Annotated in this window: 27 protein-coding genes; 19 read left to right on the top strand and 8 right to left on the bottom strand. The window is 39.8% G+C overall.

What is annotated here, in order from left to right; genetic code table 11:
* Positions 1-7 precede the first annotated feature (7 nt).
* From M3Z76_RS16430 to M3Z76_RS16355, 16 genes are all read left to right on the top strand, one after another.
* The gene (locus tag M3Z76_RS16430; protein ID WP_293928953.1) at positions 8-295 is read left to right on the top strand and encodes a hypothetical protein; all 288 of its coding nucleotides are present in this window, start codon (positions 8-10) and stop codon (positions 293-295) included.
* A 126-nt stretch (positions 296-421) separates the two neighbouring features.
* Positions 422-793, top strand: a complete 372-nt coding sequence (locus M3Z76_RS16425; protein WP_293928955.1) for a GntR family transcriptional regulator — start codon at positions 422-424, stop codon at positions 791-793.
* Positions 794-795: 2 nt separating this feature from the next.
* On the top strand, positions 796-1,644 hold the full coding sequence (locus M3Z76_RS16420; RefSeq protein WP_293928956.1) for an ATP-binding cassette domain-containing protein: 849 nt from the start codon (positions 796-798) through the stop codon (positions 1,642-1,644).
* Positions 1,628-2,338: a hypothetical protein gene (locus M3Z76_RS16415; protein WP_293928957.1), complete on the top strand. Its 711-nt coding sequence runs from the start codon at positions 1,628-1,630 to the stop codon at positions 2,336-2,338. The genes M3Z76_RS16420 and M3Z76_RS16415 overlap by 17 nt, the downstream gene beginning before the upstream one ends.
* Complete coding sequence (locus M3Z76_RS16410; protein ID WP_293928959.1) at positions 2,335-3,012, top strand: hypothetical protein; 678 nt, start codon at positions 2,335-2,337, stop codon at positions 3,010-3,012. The genes M3Z76_RS16415 and M3Z76_RS16410 overlap by 4 nt, the downstream gene beginning before the upstream one ends.
* Positions 3,013-3,033: 21 nt before the next feature.
* Positions 3,034-3,849, top strand: coding sequence for a metallophosphoesterase (locus M3Z76_RS16405; protein WP_293928961.1), 816 nt, complete (start codon positions 3,034-3,036; stop codon positions 3,847-3,849).
* Positions 3,850-4,010: 161 nt separating this feature from the next.
* The gene (locus M3Z76_RS16400; RefSeq protein ID WP_293928963.1) at positions 4,011-4,574 is read left to right on the top strand and encodes a hypothetical protein; all 564 of its coding nucleotides are present in this window, start codon (positions 4,011-4,013) and stop codon (positions 4,572-4,574) included.
* 70 nt (positions 4,575-4,644) lie between these two features.
* Complete coding sequence (locus tag M3Z76_RS16395; protein ID WP_293928965.1) at positions 4,645-4,905, top strand: metal-sensitive transcriptional regulator; 261 nt, start codon at positions 4,645-4,647, stop codon at positions 4,903-4,905.
* Between the two features lie 60 nt (positions 4,906-4,965).
* Complete coding sequence (locus tag M3Z76_RS16390; protein ID WP_293928967.1) at positions 4,966-5,442, top strand: DsrE/DsrF/DrsH-like family protein; 477 nt, start codon at positions 4,966-4,968, stop codon at positions 5,440-5,442.
* Positions 5,443-5,512: 70 nt separating this feature from the next.
* Positions 5,513-5,806 carry a rhodanese-like domain-containing protein gene (locus tag M3Z76_RS16385; RefSeq protein ID WP_406601094.1) on the top strand — a complete coding sequence of 98 codons (294 nt, stop codon included), beginning with the start codon at positions 5,513-5,515 and terminating at the stop codon, positions 5,804-5,806.
* Positions 5,807-5,811: 5 nt separating this feature from the next.
* The gene (locus tag M3Z76_RS16380) at positions 5,812-6,123 is read left to right on the top strand and encodes a rhodanese-like domain-containing protein (protein ID WP_293928998.1); all 312 of its coding nucleotides are present in this window, start codon (positions 5,812-5,814) and stop codon (positions 6,121-6,123) included.
* On the top strand, positions 6,120-6,677 hold the full coding sequence (locus M3Z76_RS16375; protein ID WP_293928971.1) for a sulfurtransferase TusA family protein: 558 nt from the start codon (positions 6,120-6,122) through the stop codon (positions 6,675-6,677). Before M3Z76_RS16380 ends, M3Z76_RS16375 begins: the two co-directional genes overlap by 4 nt.
* Positions 6,678-6,707: 30 nt before the next feature.
* Positions 6,708-7,826 (top strand): MBL fold metallo-hydrolase, encoded by a 1,119-nt coding sequence (locus tag M3Z76_RS16370; RefSeq protein WP_293928973.1) that lies wholly within the window; start codon positions 6,708-6,710, stop codon positions 7,824-7,826.
* Between the two features lie 49 nt (positions 7,827-7,875).
* Complete coding sequence (locus tag M3Z76_RS16365; RefSeq protein ID WP_483310183.1) at positions 7,876-8,106, top strand: sulfurtransferase TusA family protein; 231 nt, start codon at positions 7,876-7,878, stop codon at positions 8,104-8,106.
* Positions 8,107-8,116: 10 nt separating this feature from the next.
* Positions 8,117-8,881, top strand: a complete 765-nt coding sequence (locus tag M3Z76_RS16360) for a sulfite exporter TauE/SafE family protein (RefSeq protein ID WP_293928976.1) — start codon at positions 8,117-8,119, stop codon at positions 8,879-8,881.
* Between the two features lie 54 nt (positions 8,882-8,935).
* The gene (locus tag M3Z76_RS16355) at positions 8,936-9,859 is read left to right on the top strand and encodes a dipeptidase (RefSeq protein ID WP_293928977.1); all 924 of its coding nucleotides are present in this window, start codon (positions 8,936-8,938) and stop codon (positions 9,857-9,859) included.
* 41 nt (positions 9,860-9,900) lie between these two features.
* Here M3Z76_RS16355 and M3Z76_RS16350 read toward each other — a convergent pair whose 3' ends face one another.
* From M3Z76_RS16350 to M3Z76_RS16315, 8 genes are all read right to left on the bottom strand, one after another.
* Positions 9,901-10,278, bottom strand: coding sequence for a hypothetical protein (locus M3Z76_RS16350; protein WP_293928979.1), 378 nt, complete (start codon positions 10,276-10,278; stop codon positions 9,901-9,903).
* A gap of 174 nt (positions 10,279-10,452) precedes the next feature.
* Complete coding sequence (locus M3Z76_RS16345; protein ID WP_293928980.1) at positions 10,453-10,923, bottom strand: PCYCGC motif-containing (lipo)protein; 471 nt, start codon at positions 10,921-10,923, stop codon at positions 10,453-10,455.
* A 116-nt stretch (positions 10,924-11,039) separates the two neighbouring features.
* Positions 11,040-13,442 carry a heavy metal translocating P-type ATPase gene (locus M3Z76_RS16340; RefSeq protein ID WP_293928982.1) on the bottom strand — a complete coding sequence of 801 codons (2,403 nt, stop codon included), beginning with the start codon at positions 13,440-13,442 and terminating at the stop codon, positions 11,040-11,042.
* Positions 13,443-13,521: 79 nt separating this feature from the next.
* Positions 13,522-13,728, bottom strand: a complete 207-nt coding sequence (gene copZ, locus M3Z76_RS16335; RefSeq protein ID WP_293928984.1) for a copper chaperone CopZ — start codon at positions 13,726-13,728, stop codon at positions 13,522-13,524.
* Between the two features lie 14 nt (positions 13,729-13,742).
* Positions 13,743-14,054 carry a metal-sensitive transcriptional regulator gene (locus tag M3Z76_RS16330; RefSeq protein WP_293928986.1) on the bottom strand — a complete coding sequence of 104 codons (312 nt, stop codon included), beginning with the start codon at positions 14,052-14,054 and terminating at the stop codon, positions 13,743-13,745.
* Between the two features lie 133 nt (positions 14,055-14,187).
* The gene (locus tag M3Z76_RS16325; RefSeq protein ID WP_293928987.1) at positions 14,188-14,700 is read right to left on the bottom strand and encodes a TlpA disulfide reductase family protein; all 513 of its coding nucleotides are present in this window, start codon (positions 14,698-14,700) and stop codon (positions 14,188-14,190) included.
* Positions 14,693-15,241, bottom strand: coding sequence for a hypothetical protein (locus M3Z76_RS16320; protein WP_293928988.1), 549 nt, complete (start codon positions 15,239-15,241; stop codon positions 14,693-14,695). Before M3Z76_RS16320 ends, M3Z76_RS16325 begins: the two co-directional genes overlap by 8 nt.
* On the bottom strand, positions 15,238-16,416 hold the full coding sequence (locus M3Z76_RS16315; RefSeq protein ID WP_293928991.1) for an alanyl-tRNA editing protein: 1,179 nt from the start codon (positions 16,414-16,416) through the stop codon (positions 15,238-15,240). Before M3Z76_RS16315 ends, M3Z76_RS16320 begins: the two co-directional genes overlap by 4 nt.
* Positions 16,417-16,538: 122 nt before the next feature.
* Between M3Z76_RS16315 and M3Z76_RS16310 the strand changes: the two genes are divergently transcribed.
* The 3 genes from M3Z76_RS16310 (at position 16,539) to M3Z76_RS16300 (ending at position 19,372) form a co-directional block, all read left to right on the top strand.
* Positions 16,539-16,829: a DUF6509 family protein gene (locus tag M3Z76_RS16310; RefSeq protein ID WP_293928992.1), complete on the top strand. Its 291-nt coding sequence runs from the start codon at positions 16,539-16,541 to the stop codon at positions 16,827-16,829.
* Between the two features lie 132 nt (positions 16,830-16,961).
* The gene (locus M3Z76_RS16305) at positions 16,962-18,011 is read left to right on the top strand and encodes a DUF418 domain-containing protein (RefSeq protein WP_293928994.1); all 1,050 of its coding nucleotides are present in this window, start codon (positions 16,962-16,964) and stop codon (positions 18,009-18,011) included.
* Positions 18,012-18,061: 50 nt separating this feature from the next.
* Positions 18,062-19,372, top strand: a complete 1,311-nt coding sequence (locus M3Z76_RS16300; RefSeq protein ID WP_293928995.1) for an FAD-dependent oxidoreductase — start codon at positions 18,062-18,064, stop codon at positions 19,370-19,372.
* Positions 19,373-19,513: the final 141 nt, after the last annotated feature.

Here is a 19,513-nt window from a genome sequence, read left to right as displayed (position 1 = left end):
ATGGCAAGTGAAAGTACATGCAATAAAGTCAGGCGTGCGCTGTGTTTGTGACTCTTTAGCAATGCAGTATAAAAGAACTGGCTGGCACTGCCCAAACTGTGGGCATCGTGATAAACAAGCACATATCGCAACATTGAAGGAGTGGTTCATATTTGTAAAGGAAACCATCTCCAATAGAGAAGCATGTGAGTTTCTTCAAGTGAAAGACCGACATAGAACAAAGCGTTTGCTACAATCAGCTGGACTAATTGAAGTAGGAGGTGGTCGTAGCACGATTTATAAATGGCCTTGGTGACAAGAGTGATCGAATAAGAGCTAAAAGTGATCAAATAAAAAAATTCTATAGCACGACTTGACAAAATTATGGAATTTATATATAGTGCATTACAACACTAATGTACCGACTTGGGGGTGCTATAATTTGAAATTGAATATGGATGGCACGGCGCCCATTTATGTGCAGGTTGCGGAATGGCTGCAAAATGAGATATTAGCAGACCACCTTATAGCTGACGGCAAGGTGTATTCACAATATCAGCTAGCGGAGCTATTTAATATTAATCCAGCAACTGCAGGAAAAGGGCTAACACTGTTGTTAGAGGAAGAAATTTTATATAAAAAAAGGGGGCTGGGTATGTTTGTGACGACACAGGCGAAAGAGATGATCTTGGAGAAACGGCGCAATGAGACATTGCAAAAGCTTGCGCAAGAGCTTGTGTTAGAGGCACGACGACTTGCAGTAGCAGATGAGGAGTTGTTAACACTTATTCACAAGATACAGAGAGGAGAATAACTTTGATTCAATGTAAAAATATCCTGAAAAAATATAGAGGCAAAGAAATATTAAAAGATGTTTCCTTCCAAATCGAGGAACATAAAATTGTTGGTCTAATTGGGCGAAATGGTGCGGGTAAATCCACGCTGCTAAATATTTTAGCGGGACATAGTAGACCGACCGCAGGCCAAATAAGTATTTATCAAGATAGTCCGATGAGCTTAGCGGCAGCAACGAATACAATTTTTATTGAAGAAGGTATGACGTTTGCTGCAAATAGCAATATTGAGCAAATTTTTAAAACAGCGCCCCGCTTTTATCCGAATTGGCAACAAGAACTGGCAGAAAAGCTGTTGCACTATGTAGGAATTAGTGACAAAAGCTTTCCTAGTAGTTTATCAAAAGGGCAGCGCTCCTCTTTTCATTTAATTTATGGCTTGGCAGCGCGCTGTGCAATTACATTGTTAGATGAGCCAATGAATGGCATGGATGAGGCGATACGTTCAGATATGTATAGGGCAATTTTGAAGGAGTATATCGCGTATCCGAGAACGATTATCATATCGAGTCATCATCTACAGGAAATTGAGCATTTAATTGAGGAGATTTTATTAATTCATTATGGACAGGTAATAGTGCATCAAGCTGTTGAAGAAATGCAGCAATATGCAGTGCGCATAGTTGGGCAACCGGAGCAGCTTGCACCCTATCGTGCACACGCTTTATTTGAGGGAAATCGCGAGCTCATTATAGAAAAGAAATATTTTGAGGAATCATCGACGATTCAATGGGAGCATATTTCTGCGAGCGAGGCTTGTAAATATGTGACAGCTAACACAACAGGGGGGATTGATGATGTATTCGAATAATGTGTCGGTGATGAGAAATATTGTAGAGCAGGTCAAGTGGAAGCTGGATATTTATAGAGGTATGCTAATAAGCTTTATTGTTGTTCAATTATTTATTTCGATTATTGGCAGTCAAACAGGTATGAGTTCGAGAGGTTTCAACAATCTGGTGATTGAGCAGTATTTTTATAGCTTGGATGGCGTTTTAGCACTGTCGATAGTAACAGCATTTTCAACTTGTCTTGCCATGCCCTCTAAACGATTACAAATGGAGAATTTATCAATTCCTACAACGAGATTAACAGCAAATATTTCAACGATTTTATTTATTTGTGTCATGATGTTTATTGCGACACTGACAGCGATTGCATCGTATGCTAGTACACAATTTGTCCAAGTGCTTGTATATGATTTGGATGTTATAAGTGCAACGCTTCTTCCTAGTGGTACAACATTTTTTATGCTTTATTTGACATTGCTTTTTGCGGCAGCAATTGGCTATTTTATTGGTACCCTCTGGAGCATGTCTAGAGTGCTAACAGTTAGTATACTTGTGGTTGTTGGTCTTGCTATTTTTCTAATGGGAATACCTGTAAATGCATGGTTCTTTAGCAGTTCTATTAACCTGTATATGTTAAAAGCGTTGCTTATCTCAATGATGCTGTATGCTGCTACATTGTTTATTAATAACAGGCAGGAGGTGCGTAGAGGATGATTACACTATTGCCAATCATAATACTTTTCATTGTTGCCTTTTTGATAGTGAGATTATTATTTCCTATACGCTTTAAAGCTTTGTCTGCAAGGCGATTTTATCAGCTAATAGCGGTGTATATTGCAGTAGGCTTCATGGCGATTTGTATTTTTCCTTATTTACCGAATGCCCAGCATATAGCACTGTCTGACCGAGAAGTAGAGGAAAAACTAGAAGAGAAACGATATATCCTAGAGCAGTTAAATGAAAAACGTGTAGAAGAGGCCACAGCTTATTTGCAGGAGCAGTGGACATTTACAGCAACGCAAAATGAGGTTGTTCTTGATAATAATAATGAGCAAGGCTTTTCAATGATGCGTCTTATTATAGAATGGAGAGATGATGCAGCATCTAATGAGATTTATGCAAGTTACTATCAACTGCCATATGCGTATGCAGGAATGGATATGACAAATTATTTCATCACGCCACAGCTTAGCTTTGCCAATGATGTATTATCAATTGTTGAAATAGAAAATAGAGTAACCTATAATCGTGTCATACCAGATTTATGGCTATTGCAGGAGCACTATAAAGACCATGGTTGGGAAGACAGCTCACAAATATTATATTTAAATGTGCCAAAACATATAAATATTGTTGATAAAAGTGGTATGATTTACAATATACATTAATAACGAATTGAGCGGTGTAGGTTGAAAAAGTTAGTAAAATTAATAATCTTCGTTGTGGCTCTTTATATTTTTTTACAGGTGAATAATAAATGGCTTGTTGTGACGGAGCATGTGTATGAATCAGAGCGTATTCCAGCAAGCTTTGATGGCTATCGTATTACACAAGTCACTGATTTACATGATGCTATTTTCGGTGAAGGGCAGGAGCGATTGATTGAAAAAGTACGGGCTACCAATCCAGATGCTATTTTCATTACAGGAGATTTGATCGACAGCAATCGTTATGATTTAGATAACAGCTTAGATGCTGTAAAAGGCTTTGTCGAAATGGCAGATGTGTATTATGTGTTAGGTAATCATGAAGTAGCAACGAGAAAAATGACAGAGATTTATACAGCATTAACTGAGCTAGGTGTACATGTAATGCCAAACAGTGCAACGATGTTAGAGCAGGACGGAGAACAAATCATTATTGCGGGGATTGAAGACCCGTTAATGGGCTATACAACGCAGGAGATGCTAGATGAGGCTTTGAGAGATATGCCAGATGATACGCTGACATTGCTCTTATCACATCGTCCAGAGCGCTTTGACACATATGTGGATAATGCAATTGATATTGTTTTCACAGGACATGCACACGGTGGTCAAATACGCCTGCCATTTATCGGAGGGCTAGTGGCTCCAGGGCAAGGCTATTTCCCTAAATATACAGCAGGCACGTATAAAAGTGGAGAGACAACAATGGTTGTGAGTCGAGGGTTAGGCAATAGCATTGTGCCATATCGCATTTTTAATTTACCAGAGATTGTGGTAGTAGAGCTAAAGAAGCAGTAGGGAAGCGCAATTCCCTACTGCTTTTCATTTTTGGGTGGCATAGAATATTTAGTATTTTTTGCTGAACCATGATTTCTCTCCCTACATTCAAATTTTCTGAAACTTCCGTAATTTCCATCCGTATATTAATTATACAATAAATTAGGAAGAGAGTGATTGCAATGTTGGATAGAGAGAAGAAAACGATTTATGCGGTGTTTGCAATAGCAATTGCGATAATTGCACCAATCATTGTGTTATTTACACCGTATATTATTGCGGTGACATTTTATGATTATGCAGATAAAATTGTTTTCGTACCGCTACCATCAAGCTTAATTGTGTATACCTTTGCATTTGTAGCAGCTGTGGCAAGCTTGATTGGGATGTACTTTTTGAAAAAACGAATTTTTAAAATTGGCTTAGGGGTTTTTGCGATTATTGCATTTTTCTTTTTATTTATCGGTGGAACAAGACATTATGTTTATATTGATACAAGTGGCATTGAAAGCGCCCATTGGTTAAAGGGGAAAAAGCATTATGAGTGGGGGGACATTGTTCAGCTTGATTACACGAAAAAAACTATTAATCGTGTGCATGATGATGAAATGCGGTTTACATTTCATGATCAGTCTACGATAACGCTTCCAGTAGGGGGATTAGTGGACGAACCAATTGCTAATAAAATCGTAAAATACGTACGCAAATCTGGTGCGCCTGTGAACGAGATTATTATTACTGAGTAATACAGCTTGACTAAATACCCGATGGGGTATAATATAAGTGTTATCAATCGATGTCTGGAGGTGCTGTATAGTGACATATGATAACAAAGTAATGAATCGTGTAAAACGCATGGAGGGACAATTGCGCGGCATTTTGCGTATGATGGAAGAAGGTCAGGATTGCCGAGATGTCATTACCCAATTGTCGGCGGTGCGTTCAGGCGTAGATAGAGCTATCGGTGTAATTGTTAGCGAAAATCTTGTTGAATGTGTGCAGAAGGCTGGCGAGAATACCGAGGAAATCAATGCTTCAATTCAAGAGGCCGTTAGTTTATTAGTAAAAAGCCGTTAAATTAGTGCGGCTTTCTATTTTGTGAAAATAAATACCTGTAGGGGTATATGGAGGCGGACAATGGAAAAGAAAAGAACGACGATTGTATTGTTTAGTGGAGATTATGACAAGGCGATGGCAGCATATATCATTGCTAATGGTGCAGCAGCTTATGACCATGACGTAACGATTTTTCATACGTTCTGGGGTATTAATGCATTGCGCAGGCAGCAGCCTGCCGAAGTGCAAAAGGGATTTTTAGAGAAAATGTTCGGGCGCATGATGCCACGCGGTGCGGAACAGCTTGGTTTGTCAAAAATGCAGATGCTTGGCATGGGACCAAAAATGATTAAGCATGTCATGAAAAAGCATAATGCATTAACACTCACACAGCTTATTGAGATGGCACAGGAGCAAGATATTAAGCTCGTATCATGTACGATGACAATGGATTTATTGGGACTTCAAAAAGAAGAGCTTTTAGATGGTGTCCATTATGCGGGTGTAGCTGCCTATTTAGCAGATGCTGAGCAAGGGCATGTCAATCTATTTATATAGGGTGGGGGGTATTTAAGTGACTGGTTTTATTATAGCTGCTGCTATCGTAGCTTTAATTGTATGGCGAATGATGCCAGCAAAAGGTGTAAAAACAATTTCTACTGAGGAGCTGGCAAGTATTATTAATGATCGTAACAAGTTATTTATTGATGTGCGTACACCTGCTGAATATAAAGGACGACATATTCCACAAGCTAAAAATATGCCACTTGGCACAGATTTTTCACACTTGCCAAAGAATCAAGAAATTTTCGTTATTTGCCAAAGTGGTATGCGCAGTGCACAAGCATGTAAGCAGTTAAAGAAATTAGGCTATAACAATATTACAAATATACGCGGTGGTATGAATGCATGGAGAGGATGATAAAAGTGAAGGAAATTTTAGTGGAACAAGTACAGCAACGTATACTGGTAGGTGAAACAGTGCATTTGCTTGATGTACGAGAAGTGGATGAAGTACAGCAAGGGCATATTCCAGGCATTCTTCATATTCCATTAGGGCTGCTGGAATTTCGCATGCATGAACTAGATAAAAATACGCCATATATTATCGTCTGTCGCTCAGGTGCGCGCAGTGGGCGAGCAACAGCGTTTTTACAGGAGCAAGGCTATGACGTTACTAATATGGTAGGAGGAATGCTAGCGTGGCAAGATGCTATGGAACAGGAGGAAGTACAATGACAATAAAGGCAGATAGACAAATTGATGCAAAAGGTTTAGCATGTCCAATGCCGATTGTGCGCACGAAAAAGGCGATGACAGATTTAATTGATGGGCAAATTTTAGAGGTACAGGCAACAGATAAAGGCTCAACAGCAGATTTAGCAGCATGGGCACAGTCAGTCGGACATCAATATATTGGTACAACGGTACAGGGGGATGTTCTTTATCATTATGTACGCAAATGCTCAAATGAGGGTATTGTGGAAACACCTTTTCCACAAACTGTGTCAAATGAGCAATTGCTTAGCTTAACAGACGGTATCATTTTAGATGTACGCGAGGCAGTGGAATATGCATTTGGACATATTGCAGGTGCAAAATCAATTCCGTTAGGTGAGCTAGATGCCCGTATGCATGAGCTAGCAAAGGAGCAGCCGATTTATGTTATTTGTCGCACAGCTAAGCGCAGCGATTTAGCAGCGAAAAAATTAGCGAGCGCAGGCTTCGACAATGTTTATAATGTGGTGCCAGGAATGGTTGAATGGCAAGGTACATTAGAAAAAATTTTTTAAATAAAATAATACCTATGGGGGTAATTGAAGATGGCAAAAGCATGGACAGCGGCTCAAGTAGCACGCAAAGTAATCGATAATGAGCAATTATTTATTTTAGATGTACGCAACAAAGAGGCATTTGAGGATTGGAAAATTGAAGGTAAGCAATTCGAATATTTAAATATCCCGTATTTTGAGCTATTGGATGGTGTGGAGGAAATATTGCCACAAATTCCAACAGATCGTGAGCTATTAGTAGTATGTGCGAAAGAGGGCTCCTCCGTAATGATTGCCCAAATGTTAGAGGCAGAAGGACGAGAAGCCGCTTACTTAGCAGGAGGTATGAAGTCTTGGAGCACACATATTGAACCAATCAAAATAGGTGATTTAACAGATGGGGGAGAGCTGTATCAATTTGTACGCTTAGGTAAAGGCTGCTTATCCTATATGGTTATGGCAAATGGGGAGGCAGCTGTGATTGATGCGGTGCGCTTTACAGATGTATTTATCAATTTTGCTAAAGAGAAAAACGTCACAATTACACATGTTTTCGATACGCATTTACATGCTGATCATATTTCAGGTGGACGCAAAATTGCTGAAATAACAGGTGCTACGTATTATTTACCACCAAAGGATGCAGAGGAAGTCGTGTTTGATTTTCATGATGTATTAGATGGGCTAAAGGTACAAATCGGCTCGGTAAATATCGAGGCATTGTACTCCCCAGGGCATACAATTGGCTCAACGTCATTTGTTATTGATAGTCGCTATTTATTAACGGGGGATATTTTATTTATTGATTCCATTGGTCGTCCTGATTTAGCAGGATTAGCAGAGGATTGGGTAGATGACTTGCGTACAACATTGTATGACCGTTATCGAGAACTAATTGATGAGCTGATTGTCTTGCCAGCACATTTTATGATTGTGGAGGAGCTGAATGCAGACGGCTCAGTAGCGAAGCGTTTAGGAGATTTATTTGCAGAAAATCATGGATTGAATATTGAAGATGCAGAGGAATTCCGCAAAACGGTAACGGATCATTTACCACCGCAGCCAAATGCCTATAAGCAAATTCGTTATGTCAATATGGGAAAATTAAAACCGAACTACGATGAGCAGACAGAAATGGAAATTGGACCGAATCGCTGTGCAGTGAGATAAATTTTTAGTTTAAAGTAGCGATTCGCCCAATAAAACAGAGGAGGAAATGATGATGGAAAAAACAATGATTTTAGATGCAAAGGGCTTAGCGTGTCCGATGCCAATTGTACGTACAAAGAAAGCGATGGATGCATTAACAACAGGCGATATTTTAGAGGTGCATGTAACGGATAAGGGGGCATTAGCAGATATTCCTGCATGGGCAAGTGCAGGAGGACATGAAATTATTGAGCAAACAGAGCAAGCTGATGTGCTAATATTCCGTATAAAAAAGGCGTAGGAGAACTTTTATGTTTATCATCGTATTGTTTGCGATTGGTTTTATCGGCTCATTTATTTCAGGCATGCTCGGCGTTGGCGGTTCCATTATTAAATACCCAATGCTTCTATATATCCCGCCATTATTTGGTGTGGCAACCTTTACCGCACATGAAGTGTCTGGTATTAGCGCAGTGCAAGTACTTTTTGCCTCTATTGCAGGCGTATGGGCATATCGTAAAGGTGGGTATTTAAATAAATCGCTAATCGCAACGATGGGAAGTGCGATTTTGGTGGGGAGTTTTGTTGGGAGCTTCGGTTCAACTAGTTTATCAGAAGCAAGTGTGAATATCGTTTATGGAGTGTTGGCAACCATTGCAGCGATCATGATGTTTGTACCGAAGAAGCAGCTAGATGACCAACCGTTAGCACAAGTAACCTATCATAAGCCACTTGCTGCAGTGCTTGCGTTTATTGTCGGGGTAGGCTCAGGCATTGTTGGGGCGGCAGGAGGATTTCTACTTGTTCCAATTTTGCTTGTGGTCTTAAAAATACCAACACGAATGACGATTGCTACAAGTCTTGCAATTACCTTTATTTCATCTATTGGAGGTAGCGTTGGCAAGCTTGTAACAGGACAGGTCGATTATGCAGCAGCGGCTATTATGATTGTTGCTAGCATCATTGCGGCTCCTTTAGGGGCAAAGGTTGGTAAAACATTAAACACAAAAGCTTTGCAAATCATTTTAGCCTTGTTGATTTTAGCAACAGCGATTAAAATCTGGCTTGATATGTAATAGTAGCAATCCCTCTTTCGATGCAGCATAATGTATCGAAAGGGGGATTTTTACATGCGATTACCAATTATTGATTTACATTGTGACGTACTCTATAAATATGAGAAAAAGGAATATGATTTTTCCACTGCTCCATTTGATGTGAATTTGCAACATTTAAGACAGGGTAATGTGAAGGTGCAAGCATTTGCTATCTTTATTCAGCCAACTACACCGAAATCGGAAAAAATAAAATCTGCGCTGCGTCAAATCTATTATTTTCAAACACATGTTATACGACCAGAAAATAAAGTAGTACATATTAAAAATTGGTCAGATATTGAACGCTTACAGAGCGATGAAATTGGTGCATTTTTGACGATTGAAGGTGTTGATTTCTTCGAGGGGGATATCAAAATGTGGCATTTATTCCGTGAGCTCGGTGTGTTAAGCATCGGTTTAACATGGAATAATGCGAATGAGGCTGCGGACGGCGCAGATGAAGATTTAGGACGCGGGGTAACAGCATTTGGACAGGAAATTATTCAACAAAATAATACACATAAAATATTCACAGACGTTTCTCATTTAAGTGAAAAAAGCTTTTGGGATACATTGGAGCTTGCAGATTATGTAATTGCCTCACATTCCAATGCGAAGGCATTATGCGCGCATCGCAGAAATTTAAGCGATGAACAAATAAAGGCAATGGTGGCGAAAAATGCACCAATTCATCTTGTTTATTATCCGCTCTTTATTGAAGCGCAAGGCAATGCGACAATTGCTGATTTAATCAAGCATGTTGATCATATTTGTGCACTTGGTGGTAAACATTTAATTGGCTTGGGCTCTGATTTTGATGGGATAGATATAAAGGTGCCGCAGCTGGAAAATGCGAGCCAGCATCCTAATTTATTAAATGAACTATTGAAATATTATACAGAGGACGAGGTACGTGGCTTTGCAGGGCGAAATTTTTTGCAGCATTTGCCAAAGTAGTCACATTTGTTAAGGTCGTGCTATCTTTTCGCACGGCCTTTTTATAGGACAACAGCGCCTACAACTTCAAATTTTGGTATACCATCAATGATAAGATATTTCACATCTATTTCTTTTCCAGGCTGGAATGCTGGTACATGAACAATATGGATGTAGGTTTCGACAGCTGTTTGAAGTGTTTCCCCAGTTGGCATAGTTACAGCCAAATCAAGAATGACCTTTGGGTGTTGATCACCTAAAGAAGCATTTGTTGCTTGGATTGCATTAATCATCGCTTTTGCAGATTGTCCCTCCGCTAAAATGTTTTTTCGCATTTTATTACTTTGCCGATGGGCTTTGAGCTTTTTACTCACGAACATAATATTGACGATTGCAGTGACAACAGATATTGCAACAATGGCAATAATAATATACATCATTTTGCACACCTCACTGTTCAGGTTATAATAGTATACTACGATGGCGGAAAATTCTGATATTTATATTGGCAAATCAGGAATATTGAGCTATGGAAACCATTCGAAATACCTAGCAATTATGTATGTAAAAAGGCTGTCGCAAAGTGAAATCATATACTTTGTGACAGCCGTTTTTTAAGCTGGGAATGGAGTATCTGTTGGCTGGGCATAGCCTTCCTTATACAATTCATCAATCGTTTGGCGGATTTCCTTCAAATCTGCACCTTCTTTGTACATTTTCGCTGATTGTAAGGCAATCTCTAGGCAGGCAAGACAGCGTGTGCCATGGTCATCCCAAACAACAGCACCATCTTCCTTCACTTCCTTTATAAAGCAATTTAAATTGCTGCGATGTCCTGCTGACTCACCACAGCCACAATAGCAAGGAATCCATTCTAATAAATCTGTTGCTTGCCCTGCAATTTGATATGTTAAACGAATATTTTCAGGCTGTTCATTTAAAAAAGCTGGTAATATTTCAGCACTTGCTGTTTCCTCCTGAATATCACCATTTACATGCTCATGTCCATCGTGGGATTCTTCCTTTAAGCTACATGCAGCTAATAGTAAAACGATAGCTATCAAACTAAATCTTAGCTTTTTCATAAAATATTCGCCTCCTTATTTTAATAAAATTATAGCATAGGGGGGTATAGTACAAATTGAAGAATTTATGACAAAATCGCATGAAATCCAGTATTAAAGGATTTCATGCGATTTTTTTAATGTAATTTTACTCGTTGTAAGCGCAAGGCGTTCAATACAACGGAAACGGAGCTAAATGCCATTGCGGCACCAGCTACCCAAGGTGCTAGCAAGCCGATTGCGGCAATCGGGATACCTAATGTGTTGTAGGCAAATGCCCAAAACAGATTTTGTTTAATGTTGCGCATCGTTTTGCGACTCATTAAAATGGCGTCAGCAATGCCGTTTAAATCGCCACGTATTAATGTAATATCTGCTGCCTCCATCGCAATATCTGTACCTGTTCCGATTGCCATACCGATATCTGCTGTAACGAGGGCAGGGGCATCATTAATACCATCGCCAACCATCGCAACTTTTTTACCCATAGCTTGTAGCTTTTTCACTTCTTCTGCTTTACCTTCTGGAAGTACCTCTGCAATCACTTGATTAACGCCAACCTCTGCGCCAATTGCTTGGGCTGTGCGCTCGTTATCGCCTGTCATCATAATGACTTCGATACCCATGGCCTGTAAGCGTTCAACTGCATCCTTCGATGTTTCCTTCACGGTATCAGCAACAGCTACAAGGCCAGCATATTGCCCATTAATTGCTATAAGCATCGCCGTTTTCCCGTTTTTCTCTAGTGCCTCCATTGTCGATAAAACATTGTGAATGTCGATACCGTACTGTGCCATTAATTTACGTGTACCGACAATAACAGCTTGCCCTGAAACCGTTGCCTGTACGCCATAGCCAGGAATTGCTTCGAAATATTGCACATCGCCTAATGAGATGTTACGCTCTTCAATTCCTTGCACAATCGCTTGTGCTAATGGATGCTCAGATTGCTTTTCTGCTGCACCGACTAATGATAAAACAGTCGTTTCATCTGTAGCATCAGCTAATAATACATCTGTTAAAACAGGTTTACCGTATGTGACAGTGCCTGTTTTATCAACAACTACTGTATCAATATGACCAGTTTGCTCTAAATGCTCGCCGCCTTTAAATAAAATGCCAAATTCAGCAGCGCGCCCTGAGCCAGCCATAATAGATGTTGGTGTTGCAAGACCTAGCGCACAAGGGCAGGCAATGACAAGAATCGTAATGAAAACTTCAAGTGCTGGTGTGAATTCGCCAGGCGTGATGAGCGTAATCCAAACGATAAATGCTAATATAGCAATACCAACAACAATAGGTACAAAAACACCTGAAATTTTGTCAGCAAGTCGTTGAATTGGTGCTTTAGAGCCTTGTGCATCTTCCACCACTTTAATAATTTGCGCAAGCGCCGTGTCGCGCCCAACCTTCGTTGCTTTCATACGGATAAAACCATTGTTATTGACTGTTGCACCGAATAATAAATCGCCAACTTTTTTATCAACAGGTAAGCTTTCGCCTGTTAACATTGATTCATCTACTGCTGTGCTGCCTTCTACTACTTCGCCATCGACAGGGATCTTTTCACCTGGTTTGACTAAAAGTATATCGCCAATGACTACTTCCTCTAACGGAATTTCCTTTTCAATACCATCACGCACGACTAAAGCCGTTTTTGCTTGTAATCCCATTAATTTTTTAATCGCTTCAGACGAGCGGCCTTTTGCTTTTGCCTCGAATAATTTTCCTAATAAAATGAGTGTAATTAAAACAGCGCTTGTTTCAAAGTAAAGCTGCGCATGATGTGAGTTGCCGTGTGCAATTGCTTGATAGACACTATAAAAATAGGCGGCAGATGTGCCCATTGCTACAAGGACATCCATATTTGCACTACCGTTGCGCAATGCTTTATAAGCACTTACGTAAAATTGCCAGCCGATAATAAATTGAACAGGTGTTGCGAGCGCCATTTGCACCCAAGGATTCATTAAAAAGTCGGGTACATATAAAAATGATGTAAAAGAGAAATGTCCAACCATCGTCCAAAGTAATGGCAGTGCGAAAATTGCGGCTGCGATAAATTTACGTGTTTGCTTTTGGATAGCCTGCTGACGGTGATCAGTTGTTTCCTGTGCCATAGGCTGTGTGGCACCATAGCCAAGCTTTTCAACACGAGCAATCATATCAGTAACGGAAATTTCACTAGGATTAAACTCGATTGTTGCTCTTTCTAAAGCTAAGTTGACGTTCGCTGTTGTCACACCTTGCAATTTATTTAAGCCTTTCTCAATGCGTGTTGCACAAGCAGCGCAAGTCATACCTGTAATGTTAAGCTCAGCTTTTTCTTTTACTGTTCCATAGCCTAAAGCTTCAATTTTCTTTTCTAAATCTGCAGTGCTAATTTTCTCTGCATCATATTTAATAGCAGATTTTTCAAGCGCTAAATTGACGGTTGCTTCCTCTACACCATCCATTTTATTTAAGCCTTTTTCAATGCGTGTTGCACAGGCAGCACAGGTCATACCTGTAATTTGTAAGGTTGTTTCTTTTGTTGCCATTTTGCTCACCTCTTATACTGTATGGGGGTATATATTTTTGTAAAGAAGAGAGTGCTTTTCAGAAGCACCCTACTTAATGTTACTCGACATCATAGCCTTGATCGTCGATTGTTTCTTTAATTTGCTCAACAGTTACTTGCGCTTCATCAAAAGCGACTGCAACTGTTGCAGCTTCTAGGTTTACTGTTACTTGCTCAACACCTGCAAGCTCACCAACGCTTCCTTCTACTGCTTTCACACAATGACCACATGACATACCTTGTACATTTAATGTTACGTTTTGCATAATTCATCCGCTCCTTATTTTTTCATTAATTTATGGATTGTGACAACTAATTCATCTATTACTGCATCGTCGCCCTCTGATAGACGGTCTACGACACAGCCCTTTAAATGTCCTTCAAGTAAAATTTTAGCGACACTGTTGAGGGCAGATTGTGTTGCTGCTAGCTGTGTAATGACATCGTCGCAGTATACATCCTTTTCAATCATGCCTTTTATGCCACGAATTTGACCTTCAATGCGATTCAAACGTGTTGATAAATCTTTTTTTACCGACTCAGGGTGATGGCTTTTTCGACAAGCTATCGTTTCATCAACAGTATGCTCCATTATGCTCGCCTCCAATCGTTATATTCAATTTACCATACCTATGAGGGGTATGTCAACGAGAAAGATTTCTCGTATAAAGTAAATGCTCATAACTCAGTAAAACCCGCCGATTCCTCAGCAGGTTTGGACAGTTTTAATAAGAATCTAAAATATTTTCCATCGTTTCTTCATCTAAAGCACCGATGTATTTTTCAACAATATTGCCTTCCTCATCAAGGAAGTATGTTGTCGGAATTGTAATTACTTCATATTGCTGACCAACCTCACCATCTACATCAAGCAAAACAGGGAAGGTAATTCCATAGCCATCAACAAAATTTTCAACATCGCTCATCGAATCAGAGGCTGTTAAGTTAACAGCAAGTAATTGTACATCGCTATTTTCATTTTCCTCATAGAAGTTTTGTAAGTGTGGAACCTCTGCCTTGCAAGGGGGACACCATGTCGCCCAGAAATTTAACACGACCTTTTGCCCTCTATAGTCTGATAAAGAGGTCGTCTTGCCATCAAGCATTGCCAATGTGAAATCAGCCGCTTGCTCCGCATTTTCACGCTTTTCCTTTTTGTTCATTGCGTTGGCAATGCTAAAAACGATGACAACAACGGCAGCGGCAATAATAGCAATTGATAATATTTTTTTAGCCATTTTTTTTCTCCTTTATAATCAAAGTTATGAAAATCAGCATACTAAATGTAAAAAGCTTCGTTAATGTTAACGTATGCTGCAACGACAAAGTTAGTAGTTCCATTGCGAAAAATAGTAAAATCCATTGCCAATTGAGCCTTTTACGTAGCAATAAAATAAGGCAGCAGATTGCTCCTTGGATGGCAGCGAATAAAAAATCAATATGCAATAAATTGGAAATCACTTCAAATATATAGATGAACAGCAATGCCGTAATGCTAGCCTGTGCTTTGAGTGAAGGGTATTTTTTCTGTGCAAATAAAGCGATATAAAGCACAGCACTAATTAGCCCAAGCCAATGCCCTATTTTACCTCCATTAAAGTAGAGCAAGCCCCATATGCTTTCCCATTGGAAAATATAGCTGAGTTTCCAAATTAAAATATAAATAAAGATGGCATTGCTAAACCAATCATCAAGTTGAATGGATAGCAATAGAGCTGTTATTAACAAAGCAATCCAAAGTGTAGGAATCGAAATGCCAAACAATTGAAGATAGGTCATTGTTTTAAGGCATTTACCATATGTGCTAGCAACTCTGCTCCTGCTAGCGTTTGCTCACCGCCGCCTTGAGCAAGTGCATCGTTACCGCCACCTTTACCATTTAAAATCGGTAAAATGGAGTTCGCTACATTTTTCATGCTGACCGTCACGTTTTGTCCACGTGCTGCTACAAATTGCAGCTTAGCATCATTGCTTGCAGTAAGCAGGGCAATGGCTGTAGCGTCCTGCTCTGTAATAAAGCGTGTCAGCTTTTGTAATGTTTGTATTGGTCGATTTTCAAAATGTGCAGTTATGATATGCTGCTTTGCGTTAGCCAACAATTCCTGCGCCTCATATTGTAGCAATGTTTCTTGTGCCTCAGCTAAGGTTTTATCAGTAGCTTTTGCTGTCTCCATTACTTTTTGTAATGCTGTTGCTGCTTGCTCCTCTGGCACACTTAGCTGTCTTGCTACATCCGTCAGCACTGTTTTACGCATTGCTAATTCATGTAATACACGCTGTCCACAGACGAAATGAACGCGAATTTGCTTTTTCATTTTCTCTGTTGACATAATTTTTAACAGGCTAACCTGTCCAGTTGATGTTGGGTGTGTGCCTCCACAGCCGTTATAATCATAATCAGGAATAATAACGAGACGAATATCCTCATCAACTGCTACCTCTTTGCGCAAATTATAAGCAGCAAGCTCATCCTTCGTTACCCATTTCGTTTCAATTGGGCGATTTTCTAAAATAATTTCATTAGCACGTGCCTCTGCTTGTTGCAGCTGTTCCTCTGTGATTGTCGCTGTATCCAAATCAATTGACACAAAACCTGTGCCTAAATGGAAGCTTGTTGTAGCAAAGCCGAATAATTCGACAAAAGCCGCTGTTAAAATATGCTGTCCCGTATGCTGCTGCATATGGTCAAAGCGACGCTGCCAATCTAATTTGCCTGTCACATGATCTAAAGCTAGCTCACCGTTTATATAATGACGGATTTCACCATCAATTTTTTCAACGTCCACTACTTCGACATCGTTCAACCAACCTGTATCATGCGGTTGTCCGCCACCTGTTGGGTAAAATGCTGTATTGGAAAGCACGACATAGTTGCGCCCATCATTGCCACTATGTAAAATTTGTGCCGAAAATTGTTGTATTGTGGAATCGACATAATAAAGTAAATTTTCCATCTTTTCATCTCCTTTGCTTTCTATTTTGGCATATGACAAGGAGGCTGTCATCTAGTTGACGCATAGTAATTTTACGTTATCATTAAGAAAGACACATATCTTTCGCAAAGGGAGCGAGCAACTTGAATATTACACAATTTTCAATTGAAGAAATTAAAGACCCAACAAATATTATCGAAGGCAAGCGCTATGAATTTTTATTAGATGTAGAGATTGACGAGGAGGATGAGCTATATTCGGAAGCAGGTATCGAGGTGCGCGTATTAATTGGTTATCATAATGATGAGGTACGCGTGCTGAATTACTTCATTATTGATAAGGCTGAAAATGAATACTTAGATTTTGCTTTAGAGGATGAAGAGGAAGCAATGATTGTAGCGTTTTGCAAGGAGCAATTGACAACAGAAGAGTAAAAATAAGGCAGGGGGCATAATTTTCCTCTGCCTTATTTTTATTTAAGGTTGTCGTAAGGTTAGCATTAAGCATATGTAAGATACAGCATTTATAGTAGGTGTAACAATATATGAAAAGGGAGTTGCTGATAGATGAGTTCATCTGTTACACCGAAAGAAAGAATTCAATCCCTCGATATTATTCGAGGTTTTGCTTTGTTTGGTATTTTATTTATTAATATTGCAGGCTACCAAGTATTAGTTGAAGGTGGGCCGATGCCTGATTTTACAGGTATTAATAAAACAATTAGTTCGTTAATTAATGTTTTTGTAGAAAAGAAGTTCTTTTCCATTTTCTCATTTTTGTTTGGGGTTGGCTTTTATATTTTTGCATCGCGTGCTGAGGCGAGGGGCGATAAGCCAAGATGGCGCTTTGTTCGTCGATTAGCTGCGTTATTTTTAATTGGCGTTGTGCATATTTTTATTTTCTGGGGCTCAATTTTAGTCTTTTATGCAGTGATAGGCTTTTTATTGCTGCCATTTTATAAAGCAAGCTTAAAGACGATTCGCAATTGGTTAATAGGAATTATCGTTGTTCACTTGATTGCAACGGCATTACCGCTGTTTGTTCCTGCAACTGATTCATTTGTTACAAGCCTTTTTAGCAATGATTCAATGCTTGTATTTATTATGTTTTTATCTGGCTTTTATGTGTCCAAGGCAGGGTGGATTCAAAGTGTAAAAGAAGTGAAGCCATTAAAAACGTTATTTATTGTGCTGCTACCATTTGCAGTAGGTAGTATGCTATGGATTTGGTTTGCATCAATCGGTAATAACGGACAATTAATGAAAATTACCACGCTAGGTACAGTACCGATTACGTACTGCTATTTAATTTTAGCATTTTGGATTTTCTCTCACCCAACAGCAATCAAGCTATTTCAGCCTGTTGCAAAGGTTGGGCGCATGGCATTAACAAACTATATTGCACAAAGCTTTATTGCTTTAGCAATTATGGGCATGATGGGCATTGAAGTTGTCAATTCAAAGGATATTCTCGTCATTGCACCAATGGTTTTTGCTATTCAGGTTGTATTTAGCGTAATTTATTTTAAGTTCTTTAATATTGGGCCGTTGGAGAAATTGTGGCGTTGGATGACAGGGAAACCAAAACAAAAAGTGCCAGGCACACAAACAATTTAGGCACAATTTCGTCGCAATTCATGTATCATGAAATAAAGGGAGTGATTGCGATGAAATATGTCATTATTGGTGGAGATGCTGCTGGTATGAGTGCGGCAATGGAAATTTTACGCAATGTAGAGGAGGCAGAAATTACAGCACTTGAACGTGGAGAGATTTACTCATATGGGCAATGTGGGCTACCGTATGTAATTGATGGGCGCATTTCCTCACCGGAAAATTTAATTGCACGTTCTGCGCTAGAGTTTCGCAAAAGAGGTATTGATGCACGTATTCGACATGAGGTGCAGGAGATTGACTTTGAGGCACAGGTTGTGAAAGGGCAATATCAAGATGAGCCCTTTACTGTGCCATATGATAAATTATTAATCGCTACAGGTGCCAGTCCGACGATGCCTGATTGGGATGGCACACATTTGGAAAATATCCATACGGTAAAAACGATTCCACAAATGCATGAATTGCTAGAAAGCCTGCAAAATGTACGTCATGTTACGGTATTAGGGGCAGGCTATATTGCGCTTGAAGTGGTAGAGGCGATGAGAGAACGCAATTTGGCAGTGCGTCTAATTCATCGTGGTAAACAGCTTATGTCACTGCTTGATGAACAGCTAGCTGAGCATGTGTTAGCTGAGGCACAGAAGCAGGGTATAGAAGTGTTATTGAATGAACAGGTGACAGGCTTTACAGGAATAAAGCAGGTGGAGGCTGTTGTAACGGAGCAAGGTAGCTATCCAACAGACCTTGTCATTGTCGCAACAGGAATTAAACCAAATACTGCTTTTGCAGACCAGCTAAAACAATGGGATAATGGTGCCATTATTGTCGATGAGCATATGCAAACATCGCTACCGAATGTTTATGCAGCAGGGGATTGCGTAGCGCATTTCCATTATGTAAAAGGCGAATATGACTATGTTGCGCTAGGCACAACTGCGAATAAACAAGGACGTGTAGCAGGGCTTAATATGGCTGGCAAGGCAACAAGCTTTAAAGGAGTGGCAGGCACTGCGATTTTGAAGTTTTTCGACATAGGGATTGGCATGACAGGTGTTACATCAAAGGATGCGGACAAGCTTGGGCTTGCGTACGATGTTTATACGCATAAAGCGAATCATATTGCAGGCTATTATCCTGATGCACAGCCGATTTATTTGCGCATGGTTGTACAAAAAGATACGCAAAAATTACTTGGCTTACAGGCGGTTGGCACAGGTGTTGATAAGCGCATCGATGTTTTTGCGACGGCACTAGCGGCAGAGATGACCTTGCCCGATTTATTAGATATTGATTTATCCTATTCGCCACCGTTTAATGGCGTATGGGATCCATTGCTTCAGATTGCCAAGCGTTATAGTTAGTGTGCCAGGCACACAAACAATTCTCACACAATTTAATGTGAAAAAGGATTGCCGTACGCAGAAGGAGGGCACTGAAAAAGTCCCTCAGGCACAAGTGAGAGAGTACAGGAACGAATATTCGTTCCTGTACTCTCTTTTTCT

The organism is Metasolibacillus sp., from assembly GCF_025291715.1.
GTDB classification, from domain to species: Bacteria; Bacillota; Bacilli; order Bacillales_A; family Planococcaceae; genus Metasolibacillus; species Metasolibacillus louembei.
This window is presented reverse-complemented; position numbering and strand designations above follow the sequence as displayed.